Genomic DNA, 16,986 nt, shown 5'->3' with positions numbered 1-16,986 from the left:
TATGGCGTGTTCATTCACATCCGCTTGGCGACTTCTTCCAGCATGACTTCGCTGGCGCCGCCGCCAATGGCCTGAACGCGGGCATCGCGCGACATGCGTTCCACCGGTGTTTCGCGCATGTAGCCCATGCCGCCATGGAACTGGACACAGTCGTAGAGCACGCTGTTCACCAGTTCGCCGCAATAGGCCTTGACCATCGAGACCTCTTTCACGCAGTCACGGCCCGCCGCGTCCAGACCCGCGGCGTGATAGACAAGCTGACGTCCTGCCGCAATCCGCGTCTGACAGTCGGCCAGGCGTTGACGCACCACCTGCTTGTCCCATAAAACGCCGCCAAAGGCCTTGCGCTGCTTGACATAATCCACCGTCATGTCCAGCGCGGTCTGCGCCTCTGCGCAGGCCATTGCGCCCAGCACGATGCGTTCGTTCTGGAAGTTCTTCATCACCGAGTAAAAACCCCGGTTGACCTCGCCCAGCACGTTCTCGGCCGGCACGCGCACATCCTCGAAGATCAGCTCGGCCGTGTCCGAGCACAGCCAGCCGGTCTTGTTCAGCGCCCGGCCGATCGAAAAGCCCGGTGTACCCTTTTCGATCGCGAACATGGTGATCCCGCGCGAACCCTTGGCATCGGGGTCGGTCTTGGCCCCGACAAAGTAAAGGTCACCATGAACGCCGTTGGTGATGAACATCTTGGTGCCGTTCAGCACCCAGTCCGACCCGTCCTGCACCGCGTGGGTGCGCATGCCGGCCACGTCGGATCCCGCGCCCGGTTCGGTCACGGCAACAGCGGTGATCTTTTCACCCGAGGTGATCGACGGCATCCAGCGCGCCTTCTGTTCGGGCGTACCGGCGTTCTCCAGATGCGGCGAGGCCATGTCGGTATGCACCAGAACCGTGGCCGAGAAGCCGCCGAAGGTGGAACGCCCCACCTCTTCGGCCAGCATCACGCTAGCCATCACATCGAGGCCCGCGCCGCCGTATCGTTCGTCATAGCGCATGCCGAGCACGCCCAGATCGCCCATCCGGCGCAACACGTCGCGCGGTACCATGCCGTCCCTTTCCCAGGCGTCGGCCTTGGCCGTCACCTCGGTCTCGATGAAGCGCCGTAACTGGCCGCGGATCATCTCGAGGTCATCGCTGAACGGCCCGGCGGCGGAGGTGATTGCATCCTGTCTGTTCATCTCTTGTCCTCCGGATCGAGTTTGACGAGGGGGGCGTGCCCGGCGACGGTGTCGCCCGGCGCGCAATAGATTTCAGCCACAACGCCCGCGACCTGCGCGCGCAGGCTCTGCAAGAGCTTCATCGCTTCCAGCACCACCAGCGTGTCGCCGGCGGCGACATGGTCGCCGGGCGCGACGCGAATCTCGGCCACGGCGCCCGGCATCGGCGCCACCAGGGTGTCGACTCCGGCGGGCCCGCCCGCCGCGCGGCTCAGGTGCCGGCCCTCCAGCGTGCGCAGGTCCGTCGCTATCATCCCGGCGGAGGTTTGCAGATGCACCCGCCAACGATCGCCGGCGCGTTCGACATGGGCTATGCGCGAGAACGGGACGCCGCCGATACGTCCGTGCAGGCGGTCCCCGGCCAAGGCGACGGCCTCGGCAGCGACCGTTTGGCCGTCCGGCAGCCCGGCGGCAAGCTCTGCCCCTGAGCCGGTCATGCGGATCGGCTCTTCATTGGCTGTGTCCCAATAAGATACCGCGCCGGCTCGCCCTGCGGGCGCGGTGAGCCGCCATGACCCGAGGCTTTCCCATGGCGATGCGCCCGCCGGGGCGAGATGCAGATGCAACGCCATCGCGGCGAGCGCCATGTCCTGCGCCTCGGGGGCCGGGTGCGTCCAGCCGTCGGGGAACATCTCGGCCAGGCCCGACGTGTGATGCCGGAACGCCCGGAAATCGGGATGGATCAGAAGCGCGCGCTGATAGGCCAGGTTCAGGCCGACGCCGCCGACGGCAAAAGCATCGATCGCGGTGATCGCCCGGCGGATCGCCCCGGCCCGGTCCGGCGCGTGGACGATCAGCTTGGCAATCATGGAATCGTAGTGGTGGCCGACGACCGAACCGCACTCTACTCCCGTATCCAGCCGCACGCCTGAGGGCGGCGCCCAAAGGGTGATCTGGCCCGTTTCGGGGCGGAAATTTTCGCCCGGGTTTTCGGCGGCGATGCGGATTTCAATTGCGTGCCCGTCGAATTGCACATCCGATTGCGCCAGTGTCAGCGGCTCGCCCCGCGCGATGCGCAACTGCCATTCGACCAGGTCGATGCCGGTGATCGCCTCGGTCACGGGGTGTTCCACCTGCAAGCGGGTGTTCATCTCGAGGAAGTAGTATTCGCCACGGGCCAGATCATAGAGGTATTCCACAGTGCCGGCAGAGCGGTAGCCGATTGCCTGCGCCAGCCGCACCGCCGCGGCGCGCATGTCGTCGCGCACAGCCTCGGGAAGATCGGCGGCGGGGGCTTCTTCGATCAGCTTTTGGTGGTTGCGTTGCAGCGAGCAATCGCGGTCGCCCAGATGCAGCACGGTGCCGTGGGTATCGCCGAGCACCTGCACTTCGACGTGGCGGACACGGGGCGCATAGCGTTCGAGGAACACCGCCGGATCGCCGAAGGCGCCTTTCGCCTCGGCCCGGGCAGATGCAATCGCCTCGGGTGCGTCGCCCAGGTCGGTGACAAGCCGCATCCCGCGCCCGCCGCCGCCCGCGCTGGCCTTGACCAGAAACGGCGTGCCAAGCGCCTTGGCCTCTTCCAGCAATCGCGCGTCGGACTGACCTTCGCCGCGATAGCCCGGCAGCACAGGCACACCTGCGGCTTCGGCGGCGGCCTTGGCCTCGATTTTGGATCCCATGCGGGCGATCGCGTCAGGTCCCGGCCCGATGAACACGAGGCCCGCCGCCTCGACCGCAGCGGCGAAACCGGCATTCTCAGACAAAAAGCCATAGCCCGGATGCACCGCCCCTGCCCCGGCCGCACGGGCGGCGTCCAGGATGGCATCGACGTTCAAATAGCTTTCCGACGGCGCGGCCCCGCCAATGCACAGGGCGTGATCGGCCTCGGTCACGAAGGGCGCGTCGCGGTCGGCCTCCGAAAACACCGCCACGCTTTCCAGCCCCAGCTTGCGGCACCCGCGCTGGATGCGGCGGGCGATCTCGCCCCGGTTGGCGATCAGGACGCGAGTGAAACTCATTTGACCCGCCATGACGGGATGGCTTTGTTGATAAAGCTGTTGATCCCCTCGATGCCTTCCTCCGTCTCCCAGGCATCGGCCAGCCGGTCGGCGGTGTAGATCATGTTGGTTTCCAGATCGTGGGACGCGACATAGGCGACCAGCGCCTTGGTATCGGCCACGGCGCCAGGGGCGGCCTGCAGATGATCATGCACCACTTTCTCAACCGCTGCATCCAACTGATCGGCGGCCACGACTTCGGTCAACAGACCGATCCGTTCGGCGCGTGTGCTGTCGAAGAGCGCCCCGGAGAGCATGGTTTCGCGGGAATGCACCTTGCCGATGCGGGCCACGACGTAGGGCGAGATGTTGGCCGGCAGCAGGCCGAGCCTGACCTCGGTCAGACCGAACCGCGCGCCTTCGGCACCGATCGTGTAGTCGCAGACCGAAATCATGCCGACCCCGCCGCCATAGGCCGGTCCGTTGATCTTTCCGATCAGCGGTTTGGGCAGGGTATCAAGGCGGCGCAGCAAACGCGCCAGCGTGGCGCTCTGGTCCACCCGCTCGGCGCGCGATTTTTCGACGTTGGAGGCGAACCAGTTGAAATCCCCCCCGGCACAGAAGCTTTTGCCGTTGCCGGTCAGCACCACGACGCGCACCGTGTCATCGGCGGCCAGCTTCACGGCTGCGCTGTAAAGTTCGGCGATCAGATCGCCGTTCAGGGCATTGTGCTTGTCCGGGCGGTTCAGCGTTACCGTGGCGACGCCGCGCGCATCCGTTTCGACAAGGATCGTTTCATGGCTCTCGGTCACGTCCGGCCCTCACATTCTGAACACGGGGGTATGGCGCCTGGCCTCGGGCACCGAAGAGACAATGGCCAGGCAAAGCCCGAGGATGTCGCGTGTCTGGCCCGGTTCGATCAGCCCGTCATCCCAAAGCCGCGAAGTGGCGTAATAGGGATCGGACTGTTCGCCATACTGGGCGCGCACCTCAGCCTCGATCTTCGCAAGGTCGGCCGCCAGCTTTTCCGGCTCGCCCCCCTTCTGGCGGCGCAGTTCCAGCATCACGTTGGTGGCGATGTCGGCGGACATGGTGGCAAGTTCCGCCGTGGGCCAGGCAAAGAGGAGATTCGGCGCGAAACCGCGCCCGCACATGCCGTAGTTTCCGGCCCCGTAAGAGCCGCCCAGCAGAACCGACAGGCGCGGCACCTTGGCAACGGACATGGCATAGACCAGCTTGGCGCTGTCCTTGGCGATACCGCCGCGCTCGGCCTCGGTGCCGACCATGAAACCCGAGATGTTGTGCAGGAACAGAAGCGGGATATTGCGCTGATCGCACATCGACACGAATTGCGCACCTTTTAGCGAACTGTCGGACAAAAGCGCCCCGTTGTTGGCCAGGATACCAACGCGATAGCCGTGGATGCGCGCCGTGCCGCAAACCAGCGTTTCGCCCCATCCCGGCTTGAACTCGCGGAACTCGCCCGCGTCGATCATCCGCAACAGCACCTCGCGCATGTCATAGGGCTGTTTGCGGTCGGCGCTGATCACGCCAAGCAGCTCTTCAGGATCGTGGGCGGGCGCTTCGGGGGGCTGGTCCGGCTGCATCGGGCGCGACTGGCCCAGTTCGGCCACGATGTCGCGCATAAGTGCCAATGCGTGGTACTCATCTTCGGCCAGATGGTCGGTCACCCCCGAAACGCGCGAATGCATCTCGGCTCCGCCCAGCGTTTCGCCATCGACCTCTTCGTTGATCGCCACCTTGACGATCGACGGCCCGCCCAGATGGATGCGCGCGTTGCCGCGCACCATGATGACCTCGTCCGACAGCGCCGGGATATAGGCCCCGCCCGCCGTGCAGCCGCCAAACACGGCCGAGATCTGCGGCAGGCCGCTGGCGGACATGTTGGTCTGGCGATAAAAGGAATTGCCGAAATGGCGGGCATCGGGAAAGACCCGGTCCTGTTCAGGCAGATAGGCCCCGCCGCAATCCACCAGATAGAGACAGGGCAGCCGGTTTTCAGCCGCGATTTCCTGGGCGCGGATGTGTTTTTGGACTGTCTCGTGGTAGAAGGAGCCGCCCTTCACGGTGGCGTCATTGGCGATCATCATGCAGGGCAACCCGTGGACGATGCCGATGCCGGTGACGATCCCGGCGCCGGGCACCTCGCCCCCGTATTGCCCGTAAGCGGCCAGCGACGACAGTTCCAGAAACGCGGTGCCGGGATCGACCAGCAGGTCGATCCGTTCCCGCACCAGAAGCTTGCCGCGCTTGCGGTGCCGCGCGACCATATCGGGACGTCCGCCCGCCGTTGCCGCGGCGACGCGGTCGCGTAGGGTCTGGACCCGCGCGCGCTGCGCCGCGTGGTTGCGGGTAAAGACTTCGGATGCGGTCAGCACCGCGGTTTCAAGTCGCGCCAACCCTCAACCCCCGGTATCGTCTAGGATGCCGTGCAGGAACACATCGGCATAGGATTGCGATAGCGCGCTGACGCTGCCGCGTTTCGGATCGAACCATTCCAGCGTGGCATTGAGAGCGCCGATCAGCATCAGGCGCAGGCGGCGGATGTCTACATCCGGTTTCAGCGCTCCCTTGTCGCGGAGCCGCGCCAGCAGGCTGTCCCACTCGGCCTCGTAGGCGCGGCGCGTGGGAAGGTTGGCATCGCGGACCGATTGTGGAACCTGCCCGAAGATGCGCACATTGGCCGAGGAATAATCGCTGACATCCAGAAGCGCGCGCAGATGCGCCTCGATCGCGGCGCGCAGGACGGCCTCGGCGCTTGCGCCGGCCGGCTGCGCCGACACCGCCTGGCGCATCCGGTCGTGAACCGCTTGGATGCCGGCATCGAGGATCGCCGCAACGATCTCGTCCTTAGAGCCGAAATGGTAATATATGCTGCCCGCCTTGATCCCGGCGGCCTCGGCGATTTTTCTGAGCGATACGGACCCGTAGCCCTGTTCACGGAAAAGCCGCGCCGCAATATCCAGCACGCCATCCCGCCCGACCGCGCTGCGCGATGTCTCGTTGACCTTGCTCGCAGTGGTATCAGCCATGGGTCTTCATTTTACCTCAATACCTAACTAACGACTGTTAGGCACATGAAGCCAGTGAGTCAACCGTCCTGAACGTGTTGGATTGGAGTTTGGAAAAATCCGAGCAAACCTCTTATGGCCGCCCGGACGAGCACGTTCTTTAATGGACCCGATTACAGGGCCCGGGTCGAAGTTCTAGATCACGAACCCGCCGCCACAAATAATGTGCTGGCCCGAGATAAAGTTCGATTCCGGCGAGCAGAACAGATAGACGGCGCCGGCGGCCTCCTGCGGCGTGCCCACACGACCCAGCGGAATCATCCGCTCCATCTGCGACAGAAGATCGGGATTCACGCCGACCTTGATCTCCTTGTCCTCGACCTTGATCGTGCTGTCGCCTTTTGCACTGCCTTCGGTCAGGCGGGTGCGGATCGGACCGAACGCCACCGCGTTCACATTCACCTTGTAGCGCCCCCATTCCTTGGCCATCGTCCGGGTGACCCCCAGAATGCCTGCCTTGGCGGCGGAATAGTTGATCTGACCGGCATTGCCGCCGGTCCCCGCGATGGACGAAATGTTAACCACTTTGCGGAACACTTCCTGCCCGGCGGCGGCTTCTTCCTTGGCCTTGGCGCTGATCACCGGCTGGGCGGCGCGCAGGATCTTGAAGGGTGCCGTCAGGTGGACGTCGATGATCGCCTGCCACTGTTCGTCGGACATCTTCTGAACGACGCTGTCCCAAGTGTAGCCTGCGTTGTTCACGATGATATCGAGCCCGCCGAAGCTGTCTACGCCGGTCTTGATGAACCGTTCGGCGAACCCGCCTTCGGTGACGCTACCGGCGCAGACCACGGCCTCGGCACCCATCGCGCGCACCGCCTCGGCGGTTTCATTGGCCGGATCGGCGTCCAGATCGTTGATCACCACGCGCGCCCCTTCCGAGGCCAGTTTCAGCGCGATTTCCCGGCCGATCCCCCGGCCCGCCCCCGAAACCAGCGCCACGCGCCCGTCGAGTTGTCCCGTCATGACGTCTCCTCCCGATCCGTTTCGTCAGGCTTTTTCATAAAGCGTGGTCACGCAGGCCCCGCCGAGGCCCAGATTGTGCTGCAGCGCCAGGCGCGCGCCGTCGACCTGGCGCGCATCGGCCTGGCCGCGCAGCTGCTGGACAAGCTCGGTGCATTGCGCAAGGCCGGTCGCCCCCAGCGGATGCCCCTTGGACAACAGACCGCCGGACGGGTTGGTCACGTATTTGCCGCCATAGGTGTTGTCGCCATCATCGACGAATTTCGCCGCATCGCCGCGCCCGCAAAGGCCGAGCGCCTCGTAGGTGATCAGCTCGTTATGGGCAAAGCAGTCGTGCAGCTCGACCACGTCTATATCCTGCGGCCCGATGCCCGCCGCCTCGTAGACCTGATCGGCCGCGCGCTTGGCCATCGAGAAGCCGACCACCTCGCGCATGTCATGGGCGTTGAAGGTCTCGGGGCCGTCCGTCGTCATCGCCTGCGCCGCGATCCGCACCGAGCTGTCGAGCCCGTGTCTGTCGGCGAACTCCTTGGAGCAGATGATCGCCGCGGCCGCGCCACAGGTGGGCGGGCAGGCCATCAGCCTTGTCATCACGCCCGGCCAGACGACCTGGGCCGCCATGACTTCTTCGGGCGTCACTTCCTGCCGGAACAGGGCAACCGGGTTCCTGGCGGCGTGGCGGCTGGCCTTGGCGCGGATCTTGGCGAAGGTTTCCAGCGTGGTGCCGAACTCCTCCATATGCGCCTTGCCGGCGCCGCCGAAATAGCGCAGCGCCAGCGGGATCTCCGGGTTGCCCACGAGATCGTCGGTTTCCTCGTCGAACGAGGCGAAGGGGCTGACCCGGTCGTGGAACATCGCGCCGATCGCGCCGGGCTGCATCTGCTCGAAACCCAGCGCCAGGGCGCAGTCCACAGCGCCGCTCTCGACCGCTTGGCGCGCCAGAAACAGCGCCGAGGATCCGGTCGAGCAGTTGTTGTTCACGTTCACGACCGGAATTCCGGTCATGCCGACCTGATACAGCGACCGTTGGCCGCAGGTGCTGTCGCCATAAACATAGCCCACATAGGCCTGCTGCACCTTGTCATAGTCGAGCCCCGCATCGGCCAACGCGGCGCGCGTGGCAGTCGCGGCCATCACGTCATAGCTTTCCGATTTCCCAGGTTTCTGGAACGGGACCATCCCGACGCCGGCGACATACGCTTTGTCCTTCATTTCTCTCGCTCCCTTTTCGTTCGGGCACTGCGATACCGGCGCCACGCATTTTCTATCAATTGTTAGATTTTTAGATGCCGGAATGAAGTCGTGTCAATATCCTACATTAGGGCGCGACGTGCTTGAACATTTTTCTAACAACTGTTTGGATAACGTCGCATGAGCCAATCAAGGATACGGTTTGGTGCTTTATGGTCAAAAGCAGGAGCATCCCGGTTGTCAGCGTTTGCAAATTCCGCGAGCCTGGAGGGGAACCAGACTGGCGAGGCAATTGAGGGAACTCCTGCATACGGGTCCAGCATTGACGGATAACCGCAGCAGTCGATGGAGCACGATATGGCGAACTGTTACGAATTCAAAGGCTTCGTTCCGGTCATTCCCGAGGACACTTTCGTTCATCCCCAGGCGGTGCTGATCGGAAACGTGATCCTCGGTCACGGCTGCTACATCGGCCCCGGAGCCAGCCTGCGCGGCGATTTCGGACGGATCGTGGTCGGGGATGGCGCGAATGTTCAGGACAATTGCATCCTGCATTCCTTCCCTGGCCGCGACGCGGTGGTGGAACCGGACGGCCATATCGGCCACGGCGCGATCCTACATGGCTGCACCATCGGACGAAACGCTCTGGTCGGCATGAATGCCGTCATCATGGACGGGGTGATCCTTGGCGCGGAATCGATCGTCGGCGCCCAAGCCTTTGTGCGCGGCGAGACGGTGATCCCGCCGCGCTCGATGGTGGTCGGATCGCCGGCCAAGGTGATCCGAGAGGTCACCGAAAAGGAAGTGGCATGGAAGACGCGCGGCACCGCGGAATACCAGCAACTTGCGCGGGATTGCCTGGCCGGGCTAAAGCCCGTCGCGCCTTTAGGAACGGTGGAAGAGAACCGCCCCGAAATGGCGGCCTCGGACGTCGTGTCCATCCAGGAGGCACGGCGCCAGCCCAACTGAAGCGCTTGGGACCTGTTCTGTCGGGGCGGCGATACAGTGCCGCGCCCCGGGTCCTCACAGCCGGAATATCCCGTAATGCGGCTCGTCGATCGGCGCGTTCAAAGACGCGGAGATCGACATGCCCAACGCATTGCGCGTATCGGCCGGGTCGAGGATGCCGTCGTCCCACAATTCCGAGGTCGAGGTATAGGCCTCGACATCGCGCTTGTATTTTTCCAGCACCGGTTCGCGGATCGCGGCGATTTCCTCTTCGGTCAGCTCTTTGCCTTCGCGCTGAAGCTGCCGGATCTTGACGTCCGCCATGGTGTTGGCAGCCTGATCCGCGCCCATCACGCCGATCTCGGCCTGGGGCCACATGAACAGCGTGCGCGCATCCCAGGCCCGCCCGCACATGCCGTAATTGCCGGCCCCGTAAGACGCATTGGCGATCACGGTGAATTTAGGCACGACCGAGCCGCCCTGCGCCATCAGCATCTTGGCGCCGTCCTTGGCGATGCCGCGTTCTTCGTATTCGCGGCCCACCATGTAACCGGTGATGTTCTGGAAAAAAACCAGAGGCGTGCGGTTCTGGTTGCAAAGCTGCATGAAATGCGCGGCCTTGAGCGAGCTGTCGTTGAACAGCACCCCGTTGTTGGCAAGAATGCCGACCTTGTAGCCCCAGATATGGGCAAAGCCGCACACCATCGTGGTGCCATAGTCGGGCTGATATTCGTGAAAGCGCGAACCGTCCACGATCCGGGCCAGAACCTCGCGCATGTCGAACTGGGTTTTCCGGTCCTTGGGAATGATCCCGTAGAGTTCCTTTGGATCGTAGTAAGGCTCCTCGAAGGCCGCGGTTTCGATGATCGTTTTCGGCATGCGCTTCCACTGGCCGACAATCTCGCGGGCCAGTGAAAAGGCGTGCTGTTCGGTCGCGGCGCGGTAGTCGCCCGTGCCCGAAACCGAGGTGTGCATGACCGCGCCGCCCAGTTCCTGAACGCCGACCTCCTCGCCGGTGGCCGCCTTGACCAGCGGCGGACCGCCAAGGAAAATCGCCCCTGTGCCTTCGATGATGATGTTGTAGTCGCTCAGCGTCGGCACATAGGCGCCGCCAGCCGTGCAGTGCCCGCCGACCACGGCAATCTGCGGGATATTGGCCTGGCTCAGCTTGACCTGGTTGCGAAACACCCGCCCTCCCAGATACCGGTCGGGAAAGACGCCGTGCTGCAAGGGCAGGAAACCGCCCGCGCTGTCGCAGATATGGATGACCGGCAGGCGGTTTTCCAGCGCCACATCCAGAAGGCGCACGACCTTTTTCACCGTATGGGGATACCATGCGCCGCCTTTGACGCTGGCATCGTTGGCGTGAATGGCGACCTCGCGGCCCTGTACGATGCCGATGCCGGTCACCACGGCGGCGCCGGGGACCGAGCCGTCGTATTCTCGGCAGGCGGCCAGGGTGGAAAACTCCAGGAACGGCGTGCCGGGGTCCAGCAGCAGTTCCAGCCGATCGCGCACGCCCAGCTTGTTCTGCCGGGCCAGACGCTCGATGTCGCGCTGCGGGCGTTCGTAGCGGGCCGCGTGCTGGCGGGCGTGGAACTCTTTCAACCGCTCTGACATCGCGGCGAAATTGGCCTTGAAGTCGGCCGCGTTGGTGTCGATCTGGCTTTCAATCCGGCGCATGGTCACTTCTCCTCCGGTGCCAACTGGGCAAGGACGGCCTTCAGCCCGAAACTGTCGCCGGCGGCAAATGGCATCTCAGCGATCACGCCGTCGCGCGGCGCGGACAGGGTGGTCTCCAGCTTCATGCTTTCGATTACCAGCAGGGGCTGCCCTTCCTTGACGGTGTCTCCGGGTTTGAACGCCACCGACACGACGACCCCCGGCATCGGCGCCACGATGCGGTCATCTGCTGCGCCGCCATCGCTTCCGGCCAGACGCCGAGCGGGATCGACCCGCCCAATCTCGTACGCCCGACCGTTCAGGTGCACGAAGGTCGAATCGGGTCCGACGGCGAGCCGCAGCTCTTGCACGTCGCCCCGCGTCCGAAGGACATGGCCGCCCGGTTCCCCCGTTGCGTCCAACTGGCAGGGAACCGCGCCATCGGGCGTGTTCAGGATAAAGCGGCTCCCATCATGGATGAGCCAGCATTCGGCTTCGACGCCGCCGACCTGGAATATCCTGCGCATCAGTTTCTCCACCCACCCATCTTGCGGTGCATCGCCGGTATCTGCATCACTTCGGCCACCAACCGTTCGTCCGACAGGGCCGCTGCCGCCATCAGCAGGTCGGACACGTCATCGCCCGGCGTGGTCAGCGTCTCGGCCTCTTCGGCCAGAAAACCTGTCGAGACGTCACCCGAGGCGAAGCGGGGATGGGCGAGGATCGCATCCAGATAGCCGGTATTGGTCGTCACCCCGAGGATGACGTAGTTCCGCACCGCCTGCCGCGCGCGAGCAATAGCCTCGGCCCGATCGGCGCCGTATATGATAAGCTTGGAAAGCATCGGGTCGAAGTCGGTCGTGACCTTGCCGCCGTCCAGAATGCCGCTGTCCACGCGGACGCCTTCGCCACGGGGTTCGTCCAGCAGCAGGATATCGCCGATCGCGGGGCGAAAATCGGCCGTCGCATCCTCGGCGCAGATACGCAGTTCGATAGAATGACCAATCTGCGGGATGTCGGCCTGCGAGACGCTGAGCCCGTCGCCCGCCGCGATGCGCAACTGCTCGGCGACCAGATCGAAGCCCGTCACCATCTCGGTCACGGGATGTTCGACCTGAAGACGCGTGTTCATCTCCAGGAAATAGAACGCGCCATCCGGGGCATAGATGAACTCGACCGTACCGGCGCCGCGATAGTTGACGGCGCGGGCAATCCCGGCGGCGGTCTCGCAGATGTTCAGACGTTGCTCGGTTGAGAGCGCCGGAGAGGGCGTTTCCTCGATGATCTTCTGGAACCGGCGCTGGATCGAGCATTCGCGTTCCCAGAAATGGACCACATCGCCCTGCCCGTCGCCCATCACCTGCACCTCGATATGGCGCGGGCGTTCGATGTAGCGTTCCACGAACAGCCGCCCGTCGCCGAAATAGCGCTCGCCCTCGCGGCGCGCGGTTTCGATCTCGGTCTCCAGCGTGCGGTCCTCGCGCACAACGCGCATGCCCTTGCCACCGCCGCCGGCCGAGGGCTTGATCAGCAGCGGATAGCCAACGGCGCGGGCGCGTTCGACAAAACTCGCCGGATCATCGTCCTCGATGGCGGAGGCAGCGACGGGAAAGCCGCGCTCCTCGACGAAGGCCCGCGCGCGCACCTTGTCGCCCATCAGGTCGATGACCTGCGACGTCGGGCCGACGAAGGTGATGCCCGCCTGTTCCAGCGCGGCCACGAAGCCCGCGTTCTCGGAGAGAAACCCATAGCCGGGATGCACCGCATCCGCGCCGATCCGCTTTGCCGCCTCGACGATCTGCGGGATATCGAGATATGCCGCCACCGGGGTCGGCCCCTCGATCGTCACCACCTCGTCGGCAATCAGGTGGGCCGGCCCCTCCTGTTCGAAGGTATGCCGCAGGACGGCAGTTGCCAGCCCCTGCGCCCTGGCGGTGCGCAGCACGCGTGCCGCGATTTCGCCCCGGTTGGCGACAAGCAGTTTGGAAATGCTCATTTTTTTCCTTTCACGCACTCTTGGCAGGGCGCAGCCCGTCGCGCGTGGCCAGATCGGCGGGCACGGGTATTTCGATGTCGAGCAGCATCTGCGCGAAGCCCTTGCCTTGCGGATCGATGCGGACCGAGGCGATGCCGCCGCCGCCCAGAGACTCGTGCAGAAGGAAGTTCAGTGCATTGCTGCCCGGCAGGTCGAAACGCTCGACCACTCCGTTGCAGAGGTGTGCAAAGTAGCCCTTCACCACCTCTTCGGTCAGGGCGGTGCGGATATAGGGCAGGTAATCCGGCTTGCGCGCCAGAATGCCGATATTGGCGATGTCCCCCTTGTCGCCGGAGCGGCCCCAGGCCAAGTCCACCAGCCGCACCTTGACCGCGTCCGGACCGGCCTCGCGGCCTTCCGCCGACGGCGCCGCGGGCGGATCGAGGCGCACCGCCTCGGCAGCGATGGCGACGGGCACACCCGCGCCGTCGACCTCGACCGCGAGGGGAGTATCGGCCTTGTCCATCAGGAAAGAGAACAGCCGCACCACCGGCTGCACCTTGGGCCGTCCGGCGAAGAACCCGGTCAGACCCTGCGCGGTCGAAATCGCCATCGGTGCGATTTCTCCGGCAAAGATATTCAGCGCGGCGCGATCGTCATGGACCGCGCCGATCTTCAGCACCACCTCGCGCGTCTGTGCCCGGGCATTGGCGCCATAGGCGGCCTCGGCGCCCAGCACCTCGACGCTGACCTGCCGGAAATCAGCGAGGTTCCTGTCGCGGAAAATTCGGCGGCAGCGTGTCAAAATTGCCTCGGCAACCCTCTCAGCCTTGGCGGGGGCGTCGATAGCGGCAAGCGTAAGCGTAGTGATGGCGCGCCACCCGTCGGCATGGGTCGCCGAGACTTTGTAGCTGCCGGTGCGCCCCAACCCCCTGCCGCCCTTGACCAGCACCCGGTCGGGGCCGACCTGCTCCAGGGTGACCCCGGACCAGTCGCAGATCACGTCCGGCAGAAGGTAGGCGCGCGGATCGCCGATCTCGTACAGCATCTGCTCGCCGACCGATCCGGGCACCACCAGGCCGCCTGTGTCCGGCGTCTTGGTCATGACGAAGCTGCCGTCCTCGGAGACCTCGACGATGGGCATGCCCATGTCGTCCCAGCCGGGCACGTCCCTCCAGTCGGTGAAGTTGCCCCCCGTGCCCTGCGGGCCGCATTCGATCAGGTGGCCGGACAGCGAGCCCTGGCTGAGCTTGTCCCAATCGTCATCCTTCCAGCCGAATTCATGCATCAAGGAGCCCAGCGCCACCGCGCTATCGGCGCAGCGCCCCGTGATCACGATCTCGGCTCCCGCATCCAGCGCCACGGCGATGGGGCGAGCGCCCAGATAGGCGTTCATGCTCCAGACATCCCCGGGGAAGGCGGCGCCCGAGAACATTTCTGTCTCGCCGCGGGCGCGGATTTCGTCCGCGCGGTCCAGAAGGTCGTCGCCCAGCACGACGCCGATAGAGATGTCGACGCCCGCCGCCTCGGCCGCCCTGGCCAGCGCGTCGCGGCAGCCGCGCGGGTTCACCCCGCCGGCATTGGCCACTACCTTGATCCCCTTGGCCTTGATCTCGGCCAGCCAGGGTACCAGCGCCCTGACGAAATCCGGCGCGAACCCTGCCTCGGGCGACTTCGCCCGCGCACGCGCCATCAGCGACATCGTCACCTCGGCCAGGTAATCGAACACCAGATAGTCGATCCCGCCCTTGTTCACCAATTGCCCAACGGCTTCCGGCGTGTCGCCCCAGAAGCCGGACGCGCATCCTATGCGCAGCTTTCGATCCGGCATATCGTCCTCCTGCCTGGGCTCAGCGCCCGGTCCATTCCGGCATGCGCTTGCCGATGAAGGCCGCGAAGCCCTCTCGCGCGTCTTCCGTCTGCGCCACCCGCGGTAACAGCGATTCGGCAAACCGCATTTGCTGCGGATAGGTCATGTCCTCCATCGCGTGACAGGCGTATTTGCCCAGCCGGATCGCGGTCGGCGATTGCGCGGCGATCTGGGCGACCAGCTCATCGACCTTGGCATCCAGGCTGCTTGACTCTGTCACGTAATTCACCAAATCGTAGCGCAGCGCCTCTTCTGCCGTCAGAGGTACACCGGTGATGAACATCTCCATCAGCCGCCGCCTGGGCAGCACCCGCATCATCGACGGCACAATTGTCATGGGAAACAGGCCCACCTTTACCTCCGGCGTTCCAATCCGGGCGTGATCGACCATTACTGCGAGATCACAGGCGCAGATGATACCTGCGCCCGCGCCCATCGCCACACCATTGATTCGCGCGATGGTCGGCTTCTTGCAGGCCTCGATTTTCTCGAACAACTGACCGGCAAAGTGGCCCGGCTCGGAGGGGTCCATCACAAACGGGCCACCATCGGCACCCGCCTTGATGTCGCCACCAGCACAAAAGGCGCGTTCGCCCGCCCCCGTCAGCACGATTACGCGGCAGCCGGGATCGGCCTCCGCTTTTGAGATCGCAGCAATGATCCCCTCAGCGACGTCCCGGTTCAACGCATTTCGCTGGTCGGGACGGTTAATCGTGATGCGGATCTCGCGTCCGTCGCTCTTACAAAGCACAACCTGATCGGTCATTTTCCCTGCCCCCCCATTTGCGCCACCCAATCGCACTCAACGCCCGACCATGAACGCGGTGCCTTGAAATATTTTCTAACATATGTTTGATTTTGGTCAACAGTGGAAGCTGCCAAGCCGATTGGGAGGATTTGGAATGAGTGTTCAGGCAGGGCCGAAGTTGGCCGAGCTAGAGGCCATAAAGGCCAATTACTCGCTGACAGGCGAACAGCGTCAGATCGTCGATCATGTGGACCGCGTTTCGCGCGAGTTGCTGCATCCGCTGCAGGAAAGAATGGATGCGGAAGAATGGTGGCCCGAGGATCTGTTCAAGCAGATGGGCGAACTTGGGCTTCTGGGCGTCACCGCCCCAGAAGAATTGGGGGGATCAGGTCAGGACGAATTCACCCAGGCACTGGTATCTCAAGTGATTTCGAAATGGAACCCGGCCGTCGGGCTGTCGCACGGGGCACATGACAACCTGTGCCTTAACAACATCCTGCGCAACGGCTCGGAAGAGCAGGTGAAGAAATACGTTCCCGGCCTTTGCTCGGGCGAACTCGTTGGAGCCCTTGGCCTGACCGAACCCGGCGCGGGGTCCGATGCGCTGGGTTCGATGGCGACGACGGCGCGGAAAGACGGCGACGACTATGTCATCAACGGCTCGAAGATCTACATCACCAACGGCCCGATCGCCGACGTGATTCTGCTCTATGCCAAGACCGACAAGTCCAAGGGCGCCAAGGGAATTTCCGCGTTCATCGTCGAGACGGACAATCCCGGCTTCAAGGTGGCGCAGAAGCTGGACAAGATGGGGTTCCGCGGCTCGCCCACAGGGGAATTACTGTTCGAGGATTGCCGGGTGCCGGCCTCGGCCTTGGTCGGCGCCGAAAACAGCGGCGTATCGGTGGTGATGAGCGGGCTGGACCTGGAACGTGCCATGGTCGCCTCGGTCTGTGTCGGCATGGCCGAGCGCGCCCTGGAACTGGGCCTGGAATACGCCAAGCTCCGCGAACAGTTCGGCAAGCCGATCGCAAGCTTTCAGATGGTGCAGTCGAAACTGGCCGAGATTTATATCGAGCTAGAGACCGCCCGCGCCTTTGGCCACCGGGCACTGGCGGCCTGCGTCGGCCTGCCCAAGGGCGCCGGCGGCCGCGGCCAGATCCACAAGCTGACCGCGGCGGCCTGTCTTTACGCCGGCGAGGCGTTCAACAAGGCGGTGACCGAGGCCTGCCACATCCATGGCGGTTCCGGCTACATGCAGGACACCGAGATCAACCGGCTCTATCGCGCCAACAAGCTTCTGGAGATCGGCGCCGGCACCAGCGAGGTGCGCAAGATCATCATCGCCGAAGAACTGTTGCGCGCCTGAGGGAGGAC

At 64.4% G+C, this 16,986-nt stretch carries 14 protein-coding genes; 2 read left to right on the top strand and 12 right to left on the bottom strand.

The annotated features are described in order from the left end of the window. Positions 1–14 precede the first annotated feature (14 nt). The 7 genes from ACT2B0_RS21965 to ACT2B0_RS21935 all read right to left on the bottom strand — a co-directional run bounded on the left by ACT2B0_RS21965 (position 15) and on the right by ACT2B0_RS21935 (position 8,427). Positions 15–1,181, bottom strand: a complete 1,167-nt coding sequence (locus ACT2B0_RS21965) for an acyl-CoA dehydrogenase family protein (RefSeq protein ID WP_473466504.1) — start codon at positions 1,179–1,181, stop codon at positions 15–17. Continuing rightward, entirely contained in the window at positions 1,178–3,181 is a 2,004-nt protein-coding gene (locus ACT2B0_RS21960; RefSeq protein ID WP_473466502.1) for an acetyl/propionyl/methylcrotonyl-CoA carboxylase subunit alpha, read from the bottom strand. The genes ACT2B0_RS21965 and ACT2B0_RS21960 overlap by 4 nt, the downstream gene beginning before the upstream one ends. Next, positions 3,178–3,972, bottom strand: coding sequence for a crotonase/enoyl-CoA hydratase family protein (locus ACT2B0_RS21955; protein WP_375197759.1), 795 nt, complete (start codon positions 3,970–3,972; stop codon positions 3,178–3,180). Before ACT2B0_RS21955 ends, ACT2B0_RS21960 begins: the two co-directional genes overlap by 4 nt. Positions 3,973–3,981: 9 nt before the next feature. After that, complete coding sequence (locus ACT2B0_RS21950) at positions 3,982–5,580, bottom strand: acyl-CoA carboxylase subunit beta (RefSeq protein ID WP_375197760.1); 1,599 nt, start codon at positions 5,578–5,580, stop codon at positions 3,982–3,984. Between the two features lie 3 nt (positions 5,581–5,583). Continuing rightward, complete coding sequence (locus ACT2B0_RS21945) at positions 5,584–6,213, bottom strand: TetR/AcrR family transcriptional regulator (RefSeq protein WP_375197761.1); 630 nt, start codon at positions 6,211–6,213, stop codon at positions 5,584–5,586. A 174-nt stretch (positions 6,214–6,387) separates the two neighbouring features. After that, positions 6,388–7,218, bottom strand: coding sequence for an SDR family NAD(P)-dependent oxidoreductase (locus tag ACT2B0_RS21940; RefSeq protein ID WP_473466498.1), 831 nt, complete (start codon positions 7,216–7,218; stop codon positions 6,388–6,390). Positions 7,219–7,242: 24 nt separating this feature from the next. Further along, positions 7,243–8,427, bottom strand: coding sequence for a lipid-transfer protein (locus ACT2B0_RS21935; RefSeq protein WP_348195849.1), 1,185 nt, complete (start codon positions 8,425–8,427; stop codon positions 7,243–7,245). Positions 8,428–8,763: 336 nt separating this feature from the next. Here ACT2B0_RS21935 and ACT2B0_RS21930 point away from each other — a divergent pair, with 336 nt between their 5' ends. After that, the gene (locus ACT2B0_RS21930; protein WP_473466496.1) at positions 8,764–9,375 is read left to right on the top strand and encodes an acyltransferase; all 612 of its coding nucleotides are present in this window, start codon (positions 8,764–8,766) and stop codon (positions 9,373–9,375) included. Between the two features lie 54 nt (positions 9,376–9,429). Here ACT2B0_RS21930 and ACT2B0_RS21925 read toward each other — a convergent pair whose 3' ends face one another. From ACT2B0_RS21925 to ACT2B0_RS21905, 5 genes are read right to left on the bottom strand one after another with little or no spacing between them, the layout of a single operon-like run. Further along, entirely contained in the window at positions 9,430–11,037 is a 1,608-nt protein-coding gene (locus ACT2B0_RS21925; protein ID WP_375197764.1) for an acyl-CoA carboxylase subunit beta, read from the bottom strand. Between the two features lie 2 nt (positions 11,038–11,039). Continuing rightward, positions 11,040–11,543 carry an acyl-CoA carboxylase biotin carboxyl carrier protein subunit gene (locus ACT2B0_RS21920; protein WP_375197765.1) on the bottom strand — a complete coding sequence of 168 codons (504 nt, stop codon included), beginning with the start codon at positions 11,541–11,543 and terminating at the stop codon, positions 11,040–11,042. Beyond that, on the bottom strand, positions 11,543–13,012 hold the full coding sequence (locus ACT2B0_RS21915) for an acetyl-CoA carboxylase biotin carboxylase subunit (protein ID WP_375197766.1): 1,470 nt from the start codon (positions 13,010–13,012) through the stop codon (positions 11,543–11,545). The genes ACT2B0_RS21920 and ACT2B0_RS21915 overlap by 1 nt, the downstream gene beginning before the upstream one ends. A gap of 10 nt (positions 13,013–13,022) precedes the next feature. After that, a complete protein-coding gene (locus ACT2B0_RS21910; protein ID WP_473466492.1) occupies positions 13,023–14,822 on the bottom strand; it encodes an acyclic terpene utilization AtuA family protein in 1,800 nt (599 codons plus the stop codon). Positions 14,823–14,841: 19 nt separating this feature from the next. Continuing rightward, the gene (locus ACT2B0_RS21905) at positions 14,842–15,627 is read right to left on the bottom strand and encodes an enoyl-CoA hydratase-related protein (protein ID WP_348195855.1); all 786 of its coding nucleotides are present in this window, start codon (positions 15,625–15,627) and stop codon (positions 14,842–14,844) included. A gap of 136 nt (positions 15,628–15,763) precedes the next feature. Here ACT2B0_RS21905 and ACT2B0_RS21900 point away from each other — a divergent pair, with 136 nt between their 5' ends. Further along, complete coding sequence (locus tag ACT2B0_RS21900; RefSeq protein WP_348195856.1) at positions 15,764–16,978, top strand: acyl-CoA dehydrogenase family protein; 1,215 nt, start codon at positions 15,764–15,766, stop codon at positions 16,976–16,978. Positions 16,979–16,986: the final 8 nt, after the last annotated feature.

It is taken from the genome of Nitratireductor sp. J20-h4 (assembly GCF_056780505.1).
Note: the sequence above shows the minus strand (reverse complement) of the source record. Positions and strands in the feature narration are given on the sequence as shown.

Bases quoted from the DNA above. Each gene is read 5' to 3' on its own strand.
- ACT2B0_RS21920 (WP_375197765.1), bottom strand. From the start codon at position 11,543: ATGCGCAGGATATTCCAGGTCGGCGGCGTCGAAGCCGAATGCTGGCTC.
- ACT2B0_RS21935 (WP_348195849.1), bottom strand. From the start codon at position 8,427: ATGAAGGACAAAGCGTATGTCGCCGGCGTCGGGATGGTCCCGTTCCAG.
- ACT2B0_RS21945 (WP_375197761.1), bottom strand. From the start codon at position 6,213: ATGGCTGATACCACTGCGAGCAAGGTCAACGAGACATCGCGCAGCGCG.
- ACT2B0_RS21915 (WP_375197766.1), bottom strand. From the start codon at position 13,012: ATGAGCATTTCCAAACTGCTTGTCGCCAACCGGGGCGAAATCGCGGCA.
- ACT2B0_RS21965 (WP_473466504.1), bottom strand. From the start codon at position 1,181: ATGAACAGACAGGATGCAATCACCTCCGCCGCCGGGCCGTTCAGCGAT.
- ACT2B0_RS21960 (WP_473466502.1), bottom strand. From the start codon at position 3,181: ATGAGTTTCACTCGCGTCCTGATCGCCAACCGGGGCGAGATCGCCCGC.
- ACT2B0_RS21930 (WP_473466496.1), top strand. From the start codon at position 8,764: ATGGCGAACTGTTACGAATTCAAAGGCTTCGTTCCGGTCATTCCCGAG.
- ACT2B0_RS21940 (WP_473466498.1), bottom strand. From the start codon at position 7,218: ATGACGGGACAACTCGACGGGCGCGTGGCGCTGGTTTCGGGGGCGGGC.
- ACT2B0_RS21905 (WP_348195855.1), bottom strand. From the start codon at position 15,627: ATGACCGATCAGGTTGTGCTTTGTAAGAGCGACGGACGCGAGATCCGC.
- ACT2B0_RS21925 (WP_375197764.1), bottom strand. From the start codon at position 11,037: ATGCGCCGGATTGAAAGCCAGATCGACACCAACGCGGCCGACTTCAAG.
- ACT2B0_RS21900 (WP_348195856.1), top strand. From the start codon at position 15,764: ATGAGTGTTCAGGCAGGGCCGAAGTTGGCCGAGCTAGAGGCCATAAAG.
- ACT2B0_RS21910 (WP_473466492.1), bottom strand. From the start codon at position 14,822: ATGCCGGATCGAAAGCTGCGCATAGGATGCGCGTCCGGCTTCTGGGGC.